Origin of the sequence: Sorangium sp. So ce145 (assembly GCF_051525985.1) — a bacterium.
Classification (GTDB): Bacteria; Myxococcota_A; Polyangia; order Polyangiales; family Polyangiaceae; genus Sorangium; species Sorangium cellulosum_B.
The window spans coordinates 12,104,209-12,115,940 of sequence record NZ_CP150315.1 but is presented as its reverse complement, the minus strand read 5'-3'; the positions used below and the strand labels follow the sequence as shown (position 1 = coordinate 12,115,940).

Annotated in this window: 10 protein-coding genes; 4 read left to right on the top strand and 6 right to left on the bottom strand. The window is 71.9% G+C overall.

Annotated elements, in window-relative coordinates:
- Window positions 1-44: 44 nt before the first annotated feature.
- The 3 genes from WMF34_RS45015 to WMF34_RS45005 form a co-directional block, all read right to left on the bottom strand.
- A complete protein-coding gene (locus WMF34_RS45015; RefSeq protein WP_437991679.1) occupies window positions 45-1,145 on the bottom strand; it encodes a hypothetical protein in 1,101 nt (366 codons plus the stop codon).
- Between the two features lie 235 nt (window positions 1,146-1,380).
- Window positions 1,381-1,935, bottom strand: a complete 555-nt coding sequence (locus tag WMF34_RS45010) for a hypothetical protein (RefSeq protein WP_437991678.1) — start codon at window positions 1,933-1,935, stop codon at window positions 1,381-1,383.
- 32 nt (window positions 1,936-1,967) lie between these two features.
- Entirely contained in the window at window positions 1,968-2,612 is a 645-nt protein-coding gene (locus WMF34_RS45005; RefSeq protein WP_437991677.1) for a glutathione S-transferase N-terminal domain-containing protein, read from the bottom strand.
- A gap of 393 nt (window positions 2,613-3,005) precedes the next feature.
- On the opposite strand from WMF34_RS45005, the gene WMF34_RS45000 reads away from it, so the two are divergent.
- Window positions 3,006-5,147: a cytochrome C peroxidase gene (locus tag WMF34_RS45000; protein WP_437991676.1), complete on the top strand. Its 2,142-nt coding sequence runs from the start codon at window positions 3,006-3,008 to the stop codon at window positions 5,145-5,147.
- An 88-nt stretch (window positions 5,148-5,235) separates the two neighbouring features.
- Here the strand turns inward: WMF34_RS45000 and WMF34_RS44995 are convergent, their stop codons facing one another.
- Together WMF34_RS44995 and WMF34_RS44990 are read right to left on the bottom strand one after the other, a co-directional pair.
- Window positions 5,236-6,198 carry a hypothetical protein gene (locus WMF34_RS44995; RefSeq protein ID WP_012241424.1) on the bottom strand — a complete coding sequence of 321 codons (963 nt, stop codon included), beginning with the start codon at window positions 6,196-6,198 and terminating at the stop codon, window positions 5,236-5,238.
- A 117-nt stretch (window positions 6,199-6,315) separates the two neighbouring features.
- Complete coding sequence (locus tag WMF34_RS44990) at window positions 6,316-7,056, bottom strand: SDR family NAD(P)-dependent oxidoreductase (protein ID WP_012241423.1); 741 nt, start codon at window positions 7,054-7,056, stop codon at window positions 6,316-6,318.
- A 108-nt stretch (window positions 7,057-7,164) separates the two neighbouring features.
- On the opposite strand from WMF34_RS44990, the gene WMF34_RS44985 reads away from it, so the two are divergent.
- Window positions 7,165-7,782 carry a TetR/AcrR family transcriptional regulator gene (locus WMF34_RS44985; RefSeq protein ID WP_044970424.1) on the top strand — a complete coding sequence of 206 codons (618 nt, stop codon included), beginning with the start codon at window positions 7,165-7,167 and terminating at the stop codon, window positions 7,780-7,782.
- Between the two features lie 22 nt (window positions 7,783-7,804).
- Here the strand turns inward: WMF34_RS44985 and WMF34_RS44980 are convergent, their stop codons facing one another.
- Entirely contained in the window at window positions 7,805-8,530 is a 726-nt protein-coding gene (locus tag WMF34_RS44980) for an SDR family oxidoreductase (protein ID WP_437991675.1), read from the bottom strand.
- A 393-nt stretch (window positions 8,531-8,923) separates the two neighbouring features.
- Here WMF34_RS44980 and WMF34_RS44975 point away from each other — a divergent pair, with 393 nt between their 5' ends.
- Together WMF34_RS44975 and WMF34_RS44970 are read left to right on the top strand one after the other, a co-directional pair.
- Complete coding sequence (locus tag WMF34_RS44975; protein ID WP_437991674.1) at window positions 8,924-9,700, top strand: ABC transporter ATP-binding protein; 777 nt, start codon at window positions 8,924-8,926, stop codon at window positions 9,698-9,700.
- Window positions 9,697-11,730, top strand: a complete 2,034-nt coding sequence (locus WMF34_RS44970; RefSeq protein ID WP_437991673.1) for a TonB-dependent receptor — start codon at window positions 9,697-9,699, stop codon at window positions 11,728-11,730. The genes WMF34_RS44975 and WMF34_RS44970 overlap by 4 nt, the downstream gene beginning before the upstream one ends.
- Window positions 11,731-11,732 lie beyond the last annotated feature (2 nt).

Genomic DNA, 11,732 nt, shown 5'->3' with positions numbered 1-11,732 from the left:
CCTGACGCGCGAGCGCGATCGAGGAGCGCCCGCTTCTCCAGTATTCAGTTCGGATCCGCCCCGACTCCCATCTTCCCGGCGACGGCCCGGCTCGCGGAGGTCGCGCGCATCGGCGCGCCGAGGCCGAACGTGATGGTCACGCCCGGCGCCTTCCTCAGCGCGCCGCCGTGCCGCGCGACGAGGGCGGCGAGGTCGGTCGCAGGCATCCTCGCGGCGGCCTTCTGGAGCGCCGCGAGCTCGTCGTGGTGGTCGATGTTGGCGAGGACTGCCCGGTTCACCGCCGATCGCTCGCTGAACATGCCCATCTGGTAGACGAGCGCCGCCGCCGCGCCGGCCGCGTCGGCGCCGCGGAACCACGACCCGAGCTCGTGCGTCTTCAGGTGCGCGCACTGTCCATAGAGCGCGCCCATCTCGGCGCCCGTGGCGGTGAGCAGCCGGTCGGCGAGCGCGACGAAGCGCCTTCGAGAGGCATCTTCGAGGTAGGCCCGCGCGTATCCTCCCCCCATCCGGATCGCCGCGGCGCGGAAGGCCGGCGCGGCCGTCACCGCCTCGGGCGCGAGCCCATCGGCGAGCTCCGCGGTGCCGTCCGTCACGGTCGCGAGCTCCTCGTCCGCATCCGCCGTCAATTGGCCTCTGGACACCGCGGCGACGAGCGCCGGGTGGTCGTGCAAGCTCTCGCCTTTCGCGCTGGCCAACCACAGCGTGACCTGCCAGCCCTCGGTCGCGAGCGGTGGAAACGGGGCTCCCCTGTAGATCTGGCTCCGCGCGGCCTCGCACGCGCGGCGGAGCGCCTCGACCCGCGGCAGCTCCTGCGCTCTCGGTGTGTCCGCCGTCACGCTCGGTGGTGGCACCGACGCTGGCAGAGAGGATCCGGCCTCCGCGGGTCGACCCCCTTGCCCGAACACCCGCTTGGCACCTCCGGCCCCGGCGGCGAGCAGCGCGCCGGCCATCACGATGATGAAGGGCTGCGCCTCGTCGCCCTTCCGATGAACGACGACGAAGAGGAGGGCGCCCCAGCACGGCAGGAGCAGGACGACGACGCCCCAGGCAGCGTTCGTCTTGAACGCGCTGATACAGAGCCAGATCTGGCCCGCGACCATCACGATGAGACCGAGGCCCATGAGCACATCGAGGAACGTCGCCATGGAGGGATGCTACGCGGCTGACGCCGCGGGAGGCAGCGCCGCACGTCTCCTCGACGCCCCGGGCTGTTTCTGCGCGCTCAACCACCCGGAATCACGAGCCAATTGCCCGTGTGGACGCGGGTGGAGCGCGTGCGCAGGATGACGTCGCGTCGTTGCGCCGCGCCGATTCGGCTGCTGCATGACGTGCCTGCAGAACGACGGTCGCGCGCCAAACGTGCCATGCTCCCGCGCGAGCTCACGAGCTCCGCACGGGCTCAGCGAGCCAGCGAATCAGCGCCTCGCTCTCGAGATCGAGCAAGGCATCCTCGACCTCGCCCGGACCGCTCGCGCGGGCTCGATCGAGGATCGAGCGCTCTTCTTCCGCCGTCGGCCGTCGGCCGGTCCGCCGCGCGAAGAGGCGACCGAGCAGCTCAGCGATCGCCTTCTCCTCTCCACGCTGCTCGGCCTCGGTGATCAGCTCCCCGATGATCGGTGTGCGCCGGAGCAGCCCCTCTTCCTTGTCCTCCACCATGTTGACGAGCTCCTTCATCAGATTATGCCCCCAGGGATCGATGGCCGCCATCACCAGCAGCGCCGTGTACAGCTCGGCCCGCTCCGCAGCCGTCGCCGCCCCGGCGTGAATCTCCGCGACGACGTCCCGCAGCGCCGCCGCGGTCGCGTTCCGTGCGAGGGGGGTGAACACCAGCCAGAGGACGCTGCCGCGCGCCCGCAGCTCGCCGATCGTGTGCTGGTAGACGGCATCGATCCGGGAAGGTGCGAGATGGATCTGCGCAGGTCGCCAGCTGCCCAACGTCGTTGCGATCTGCCGCAGGCGGGCTGCGCTCAGGGGTCGAACCGGTAGGTGGTCTCGCCGGCGGACGCCCGCGCCGCGAACTCTCGACAGAAGCCGTTCAGCGCCGGATAGGGCTCGGTCGGCAGGACGCGCCGGAACTCCAGATGCGTGACGAGGCAGAACAGCGCGACTTCCAGGTAGCTCAGATCCCTGTCCGACGGGAGCGCGGCGAGCGCGTGACTCGCGTTGTCCTCCAGCCATGACATGGTGTTCATGAGGCTCGTTCTCTGCTTGGCATGGTGCGCGCTTCCGTCGCCGGCCCCGGCGGCGCCGGCCATGATCAGCCCGACCTCCGTCGCCATGGCATGAACGACGAGCTCCTGGGCGTTCGCGAGGAGGGGTTGGTTGAGGTCCTCCGGCCATACCGTGCGTACCGCGCGCTTCGACTGCCGCGACAGCTCGCGGCAGATATTGAGCGCGCCGAACCACACGCCGCGGGATGTCCGGAGAGCCGGCATCTTGAGCGCGGGGTTGCCCCCGTAGTCCGCCGCGTTGGACGACATGAGGTCCCGGACGACCTCGAGCGAACAGTCGACCCCCATCTCCGCGGCGAAGATCCGCGTGACACGCGTGAAGTGCGAGCTGGAACGGCCGACGATGACGGGCTTGACGAGCTCTCCTAGAGCCTCTGACATGCTTGCTTCTCCGATCCGGGAACCGTTCTGTTTCGACGCGGGCCTGGCGCGTGGAGCGCCTTGAGCTCCAACCCAGCCCCGTCGCGCCGCTCAAATGCATCGTGGATAGATAGCGTATCCGACGCCGGACCCGCGCTGTCAAGCGTCCCAGGCAGCATCCCAGTTGGCCACCCGTGTCCCCGGTTCCACGATGTCCACGCGCTCATCAGCTCTATGGAACGCGCATCCTCGCAGCGGGGATGTCGTCGCTGAGGGGCATGCATCCCGGTGGAAACCCTTCGCGAGAGCAGGCAGGTTCATCCTCCGGCGCTCCAGCCCGGCCAGGCCAGGCGAGCGACCATCCCGCCGCGATGCCCCTGTCACACTCTCGCCCGCTGGGCCGATGGTCCAGGCATGAGAGCCGCCGCTCCGACCGCCCTCGCCCTCCTCGCCCTCGCCTGCGCCCCCTCCCCGCGCGACCCGGCCCCCGCGCCGCCGCCCAGCCCCCCTGCCGCGGCGGAGGCGCCGCCGCCCATCTGCGCCCGGCGCGCGGCGGGCCCCGCGCCCGCGCCCCTCGACGCGACCCACGCCGGCTCCGGCGTCGCCCTCGCGGAGCTCGGCGGGCGCACCCTCGCCTTCGTCGCCGACGAGGACGACGCCGCCCTCCACACCGTCGACATCGACGCCCGCGCCGCGCTCGCGCGCACGCCGCTCGCGGGCCGGCCCGCCCAGGTGATCGTGCTGGGCGACGGCCGTGTCGTGGCCTCGCTGCGCGACCGCGCCCTGCTCGAGGTGCTGGAGCCGGTGAGCCCTGCCGCCCCGCTCGAGCGAAGGTGCCTGGTGCCCGTGGCGAGCGAGCCGGTGGGCCTCGCGATGACGCCGGATCGCGCCACGCTGCTCGTCGCGAGCCGCTGGGGCCACGCGCTCACCAGCCTCGCGACAGCCGACCTCCGGCGCACCGGCGAGCTCCCGCTCGCCCGCGATCCCAGCGCGGTCGTCGCGTCGAGCGACGGCCGGCGCGCGTTCGTCTCCCACGCGGTCGGCGGCCGCATCAGCGTCGTGACGCTCGGCGAAGGCGGCGCGCCGACCGGCGCGCGGGAGCTGTCGACCGACGGGGCGGAGCGGCGCGCCCCGAGATCGACGTCGAAGCTCGCCAAGCCTTTCCCCCGCAGCTCGAGCGGACCGTCGCGGAAAGTGTCCTTCGATCTGGAAGACGGGACGCCGTTCCAGATGCGCCGCCCGACGGTGAGCGTGGAGCGCCGCGGCTCCCAGGGATTCGCGCTGGCGCGCGCCGCGAGCGGCGCGGTCTTCGCGCCCATCGCGCTCGTCGATCCGGGGCCCGCGACGGGCGCCGGCGGTTACGGCAGCGCGCTCGTCCACACCGTGATCGAGCACATCGCGGTCGTCGACGCGATGGGTGAACGCGCGGACGTCCCGCCGGTCTCGACCCACCTCGGGCTCGGCGGCTGCCGGCTCCCGCGGGCGGCGGCGATCGAGCCCGGGGACGAGGTGCTGCTCGTCGCGTGCCTCGGCCACGACGAGGTGATCGCCTACGACGCCCGCGCCCAGATCCCCGGCAAGCCGCAGCGGACCGGATCGGTGCGGGATCGCGAGCTCTTCCGCGCCCGCGTGGGCGCCGGGCCCACCGCCATCGCGGTCGACGGCGCACGCCGGCGCGCCGTGGTCTTCTCCCGGTTCGACGGCGCGCTCACGATCCTTCCTGCCGCGCGCGACCCGGGGCCGACCGCGATCGGCGCCAGCGGCAAGGAGCTCGCGGGCGAGCTGCCGGTCATCGCCCTGCCCCGCGCGTCGCGCCTCGACGAGCAGCGCGCGGAGGGCCAGCGGCTCTTCCACGCGGCCGGCGGCCGTCGCGTCGCGTTCGACGGCCGCGCCTGCGCCAGCTGCCACCCCGACGGCCGCGACGACGCGCTCACCTGGTCGACGCCGGAGGGGCCGCGCCAGACGCCGATGCTCATGGGGCGGCTCGACGGCACCGCGCCGTACGGCTGGGAGGGCAGCAAGAAGGACCTGGAGAGCCATTTCGCGCGGACCATGTCCCGGCTCGCGGGCACCGGCCTGAGCGCGAAGGAGCGCGACGCCATCTTCGCGTACCTCCGCGGCATGGAGCCGCCGGCCGAGGCGGCGGTCCTCACGGCCGAGGAGCGCGCCGCGCTCGCGGCGGCGCCGGCCGGCGCCGTAGAAGCGGCAGCCGCAGAGCCGACAGCCGCGGCGGCCGGCGCCCGCGCGGCCCTCGCCGCGCGCGGCGAGGAGCTCTTCCACGCCCGCGAGGCGGGCTGCTCGAGCTGCCATGTCGGCGACGAGCTGACCACCGACGGCGCGCGGCACGACGTGCGGAGCGCGACGCGCTTCGAGACGGAGCGCTCCTTCGAGACGCCCTCGCTGCGCTTCGTCGGCCGGTCCGCGCCGTACTACCACGACGGCCGCTACCCGACGCTGCTCGCGCTGGTCGAGGGGGTGGACGGCTCCATGGGCCACACGGCCCACCTGTCGGCCGGGGATCGGCGCGCCCTGGTCGCTTACCTGGAGTCGCTCTGAGGGTGGCGCGGCCGGCCTGATACGCCTCGTCCCGAGCGGGGCGACGCTCGACGGCCACGCGCCCGATCTCCACGCCTCTCGCGGGAGCTCACGAGTGGCGAATCGGCTCCGCGAGCCAGCGGACCAGCGCCTCGCCCTCGAGATCGAGCATGGCATCCGTGACCTCACCCGGTCCGTTCGCGCGGGCTCGCTCGAGGATCGAACGCGCTTCGTCAGCCGTCGGCCGTCGCCCGATCCGCCGCGCGAAGAGGCGACCGAGCAGCTCTGCAATCGCCTCCTGTGCTCGTTCTTCGCCACGAAGCTCGCCTCGCAGCTCGCCCCGCAGCTCGCCTCGTCGCTCGGCCTCGATGATCATCTCTCCGATGATCGGCGTGCGCCGCAGCAGCCCCTCTTCCTTGTCCTCCACCATGTCGATGAGCTCCTTCCGCAGATTATGCCCCCAGGGATCGATGGCGGCCATCACCAGCAGCGCCGTGTACAGCTCGGCCCGCTCCGTCGCGGCCTTTGCCCCCGCGTGGATCTCCGCGACGACCTCCCGCAACGCCACCGCGGTCGCGTCCCGCGCCAGCGGGGCGAACACCAGCCAGAGCACGCTGCCGCGCGCCCGTAGCTCGGCGACCGTGCGCTGGTAGACGGCATCTACGCGGAAGTGGGTCCCGCTGAACGGCCGACCTGGCCATGCGGTGCAGCGTTGGCCCGTTGCACGTAAGCGTCGCTTTCTGCCCGAGAGGACCACGACGACGCTCTCGATCGGCGGCACAGGCTCACCGGGGGCTTCGAGCCGGAGCGCGGTGAAGAGGAAGCCGAGGTATTCGAGGACGCGATCCGGTATGTCGTCACGGAGCGCGAAGCAGAACTCGACATGCAGCACCCGCGGCTCGCCGTCGACCTGCAGGCGAAGCGCCTTGTCGAGGCGGCGCTCGATGTTCGTGACCTGGCTGTCCACCCAGCCGACGACCTCGGTGCGATGGCCCTCCGGGACGAAGGCGCGCGCCAGGTCCCCGGGGCGCCTGCGGGCGAGGTGGCGCAAGGTGATGTCCGCGTCTCCCATGCATGGCACCCACGGCAGATCGCGTGCCAGCGAGGAGAAGGCCGAGATTACGCGATGCCCGCGTGAGTCATGCACGTCGAGCGGGTGGCGGCGCCATGGCGGGCCGCGCGGCCCCCCTCAGGCCGTGAACCCGCCGTCGATGGTGATCGTCGCTCCGGTGATGAAGCGCCCGCCCTCGCCGGCAAGGTGAGCGACCGTGGCGGCGATGTCGTCGGTGTTGCCGTAGTGACCTAGCGCGAGCATGCTCCGCTGCAACTCCGCTCCAGCGCCGTTGGCCGGGTTCATGTCCGTGTCGATCGGGCCGGGCTGGATGAGGTTGGCGGTGATGCCGCGCGGCCCGAGATCGCGGGCGAGGCCCTTCGTGAGGCCGACCAGCGCGGACTTGCTCATGGAGTACAGCGCGATTCCCGGCCCCGGCACCCGGTCGGCGAGGCAGCTGCCGATGCTGATGATGCGCCCGCCGGCGCCCATGTGCCGCGCCGCGGCCTGCGAGGCGAGGAAGACGCCCCGCACATGGATCCCCAGCGTCTTGTCCAGATCCGCGAGCGTCACGGCCTCGATCGGCGCCATGATGGCGACACCGGCGTTGTTGACGAGGATGTCCAGCCTGCCGAGCTCGGCCACCGTCCGCTCGACCGCGCCGACGATCGCAGCCGGATCCGCGGTGTCCGCCGCGATCGCCATCCCCCGCCGGCCCGCCGCCTCGACGTCGGCGATCACCGAGCGCCCCTTGTCCGCGGCGCTCACGTACGTCAGCGCCACATCCGCCCCGCCCCGCGCCAGCCGCTTGACGATCGCCGCGCCAATCCCACGGCTACCCCCGGTCACCAGCGCCACCTTGCCTGCAAACTCCGCCATCGCTACCTCTTTTCTGTACAGATCGACACAGAATATATACGTTGTCCCGTGACCGGTGGTCAATCAATTTTTTATCGATCGTCACAGAAATACAGAAAGGTCTCGATGATGGTCGGACGGGGTCGCCCTCGCAGCTTCGATCGGGACGCCGCCTTGCGGCGGGCGATGGAGGTGTTCTGGGAGCGGGGCTACGAGGGCACCTCGCTCAGCGATCTCACGGCCGCGATGGGCATCAATTCGCCGAGCCTCTACGCCGCGTTCGGCTGCAAGGAGGCGCTGTTTCGCGAGGCCGTGGCGCTCTACAGCGAGGTCGAGGGCGCGGCGACGAACCGGGCCATGAGCGACGAGCCGACGGCGCGCAGGGCGGTCGAGGCGATGCTGCGAGGCAACGTGGAGGGGTACGCGGCGCCGGGCAAGCCGAGCGGCTGCATGATCGTGCTCGCCGCGACGCTCGGCACGCCGGAGAACGAGCGCGTGCGCGCCTACCTCGCCGGGTGCCGGCGGGCGGCGCTCGACGCGCTCCGGCGCCGGCTGGATCGCGGCGTCGTCGAGGGCGACGTGCCGGCGGGCACCGACACGGCGGCGCTCGCCGCCTTCTACACCACCGTGCTCCAGGGCCTCTCCCTGCAAGCCCGCGACGGCGCCTCGCGCGAGGCGCTCCAGGCGATCGTCGACTGCGCGATGGCAGCATGGGAGACGCTGGCGAGGCCGCGCGCCGCGGTCTGAGCGCGCGCGCCGAGCCCACGCTCTACGTGGCTTCGTTCATGGGCCGCATGACGATCTGCACGATGCGCGAGCGGTCCCGCGGCAGCGCGGCGAGCACCACGGCCTCGGCCACGTCCTCCGGCGTGGAGAAGCCGCGCATGCGCTCCGAGCCGGCGGTGCGCCCGTCGCCGAGGGCGAAGTGGGTCTCGACGCCGCCCGGACAGACGGCGCTCACCTTGATGTTGTCCTGCCAGAACTCGCGATCGAGCGCCTGGGTCAGGCCCATCTGCGCGAACTTGGAGGCGCAGTAGATGGCCTCGCTCGGATAGCCCTGCAGGCCGGCGACGCTGGCGACGTTGATGATGTGGCCGCCGCCCTGGCGGCGCATGTGCGGGATCACCTCGCGGCAGAAAAGCCAGGTCCCCTTCACGTTCGTCGCCATGATGCGGTCGTAGTCGTCCTCCGACCACTCGAGGAAGGGCCGGTACCCGCCGATGCCCGCGTTGTTGACGAGGATGTCGACCCGCCCGAGCTCGCGGACCGCCCGCTCCACGCACGCGGCGACGGACGCGGCGCGGGTGACGTCGGCCTCGATCATCAGCCCGCGGCCGCCCGCATCGCGGATCTCCCGCTCGAGCGCCGCCAGATCGGCCGCGGTGCGCGCCACGCCGACCACGACGGCCCCCTCCCGGCTCAGCGCGAGCGCGCTGGCCTTGCCGATTCCCCTGCTCGCCCCGGTGATGAGCGCGATCTTGTCCTTCAGCCGCACGGTGTCCCCCTCTCTCCGCCGCGCGCAGAGGAAAGGAACGGAGCGCCGCCCCCCCGCGCTGGCGGCAAGCACGCTATCACGGGCGCGGCCCGCCGGCGCGGAGCCGATACCCGACCTCAGCCGGAGCGCCGGCCTCGACCCAGGCCATGGCGCAGCCGCCCTCGCCCCCCGGGTTGACCCACACGATCGTCCGGAGCGCACGGACACGCCGCGACGCGCCTGCGAACAAGCCCCGCGCCACGTCGTCCAGGGAGGGGCGGCGTTCGGCCTCCACGCCGCCGACCGGTCTACCCCCGGCACTACAGATACAATTGCATCTAGTTTGCAATTGACTTTTCGATACATCGATCGCATACGGTGCGCCGCCGGCGGCGATGTCCCGGCGGACCAGCCATGCTCACGGCGAACAAGCTTTCGAAGTCCTACGGGGGCGCGCCCGCGCTCGACGCGCTCGATCTCGAGGTCCCGGCCGGAGAGGTGTTCTGCCTCCTCGGCCCCAACGGGGCGGGCAAGACCACCACGCTGAACCTCTTCCTCGGCTTCACGCGGCCTTCCTCCGGCGCCGCGTACGTGGGCGCCGCCCACGTGGAGGCCGATCCGCTCGGGGCGCGGCGGAAGATCGCCTACGTCCCCGAGCAGGTGCGGCTCTACCCGCACCTCAGCGGCTGCGAGAACCTCGCGTATTTCCTCGGCCTGTCGCAGGCGCGCGCGCTTTCCTCCGCGGAGCTCTCGCGGCTGCTCACCGCGGCTGGGCTGCCGGAAGGCGCAGTGCACCGCCCGGCGAGCGGCTACTCCAAAGGCATGCGGCAGAAGGTCGTGCTCGCCCTCTCGCAGGCGAAGCGCGCCGCCGCCCTGCTCCTCGACGAGCCGACCTCCGGGCTGGATCCAGGCGCCGTCCGCGAGCTCTGCAGCGCGATCCGGCGCGAGAGCGACCGCGGCGCCGCCGTGCTGATGGTGACCCACGACCTCGGCGCCGTCGCGAGCATCGCGCGCCGGATCGGCGTCATGAAGGCCGGCCGGCTCGTCGAGGTCACGAGCGCCGCCGGCGTGTCCGAGGCCGAGGTCATCGCGCTGTACCGCCGGCACTTCGACCCCCCGGGCGACGCGGCTCCCCCGCTCCCCTCGCGCAGCAGCGCGGCCGCCGCCCCCGCGCCCGAGGTCCTGTCATGACCCCGCGCGCGCGCACCTCCGGCCTCGCCACCGCCCTCGCCGCGCTCCTCTCGACCGCCGCCGCTGCCGGCGAGGAGATCCTCGTCATCGGCCAGCGGATCGGCCCCCTCGACAGCGCCGACATCGTGGCCTCGGTCGATGTCCTCGGCGCCGAGGAGCTCCAGAAGCAGAGCGCGGCCGAGCCGCTCGAGCTGCTCCGGCGCGCGCCGGCGGTCACCGTCGAGTCGTTCAACCAGGGAATCATCAACGCCGACGTGGGGCTCCGCGGCTTCAACACGCAGGGCGACGTCGCCCACACGAAGCTCCTCATCGACGGCATCCCCAGCAACCACCACGTCGGCCTCCCCGACATGAAGGCCGTCTTCCCGCTCGAGATCGAGCGGATGGAGGTCGTCAAGGGTACGAACGACCCGCGCTACGGCCTGAACAACGTCGCGGGCAACATCCATGTCATCACCCGCAAGACAGGCAATGAGCGCATCGCCCGGCTCCTCACCGGGAGCTTCTGGACCGTCGAGCCCCAGGTGCTCGTCGCCTCGGAGAGCGACACGCTGAGCCAGACCTATTTCGCCGGCTACCGCGGCTCGGACAACCACCGCGATCACGCCAGGACCGACAAGGTCGCAGGCTCGGCCAAGTGGTTCTACGAGCCGTCCAGGGAGCTCCGGGTCGGGCTCATCCTGCGCGGCATGCTCCTCGACGCCGACGCCCCAGGCTACCTGTCCGCCGAGGACGCGCGCTCGCGCCCCACGGCGTCGCCCGCCCAGTCGGCGACCGACGGCGGCCGGCAGACGACCCTCCACGCGAGCGTCCACCTCGATCACGAGCTCGCCCGGGGCCTCTCGTGGCAGCTGAAGGGCTACGGGCAGGCGTTCCTGAGGGATCGGTGGGTGAAGTTCGATCCCGACCTCGATCAGCAGCTGCGGATCGAGGACGATCGGCAGTACGGCGCGATCTCGGTGCTCACGTACCGCACGCGCGACCCCCGGGCGCTCGACCTCACCGTCGAGTGGGGCGTCGACTACCAGCTCCAGGACAACCGGTACCAGCGCATCCCCACGGTCGCTCGCGAGCGGCGAGGCCCCGCGTTCCGCGACGAGGACTTCATGCTCCACGCCGCCGGCTCCTACGTGCAGGCGAGCGCGAGCCCGATCAAGCCGATCAAGCTGGTCGCCGCGCTGCGGGCCGACCGCCTGGCCGGCGCCGGCAGCTTCCTGGAGCAGCCCGGCGGCGAGGCGGCCCGCAGGGTCGATTACGACCTCAACGACTACGGCTTCATCTGGCAGCCGAAGGCGAGTGTCATGGTCACGCCGGTGAAGGGACAGAGCCTGTATGCCAACTACGGGCGCACGTTCCAGATCGGCACGGGCAAGGGTGCTTATGCCGTTCAGGGCACGCCGCTCGATCCCTCGATCAACGACGGCTGGGAGATCGGCTATCGGTCGAGCGTCTTTCCGTGGATCACGAGCCACCTCGCCTTCTGGGAGCAGCGCGCGAGCGGCGAGGTGCGGGACAAGGGCGACGGCTCCGGCGACCTCGAGAACGTCGGTGAGACGGTGCGCCGCGGCTTCGACGTCGAGCTCACGCTCCGGCCGTACGATTTCCTCTCGGTGTGGGGCGCGTTCAGCCGCACCTTCTCCGAGCAGGTCGAGCCCGGGCCGGCGCTCGCCGCGAACAAGGGCAAGGAGCTCAATCACGTCCCGAGCTTCAGCGCCAAGGGCGGGATCGACGTTCACCCCGCGCGGGACCTGCTCGTCTCGCTCTTCTTCCACGCGCAGGGCGATTACCACCTGAACAAGGAGAACTTCACCCCCGAGCAAGGCGCGCGGAAGGTCGGCGACTACGTCGTCGTCAACGCGAGCGCGGCCTACGACGTCACGGAGGCCATCTCGGTCGGCGCCGAGGTGAGCAACCTGCTCGACCAGTCCTACGACACGTCCATCTGGTACAAGGACTTCGGCGCCACAGGGGCCCAGCACAACCCGGGCAACGCTCGCTCGGCGTACGTGACTGGCACCTTGAGCTTCTGACG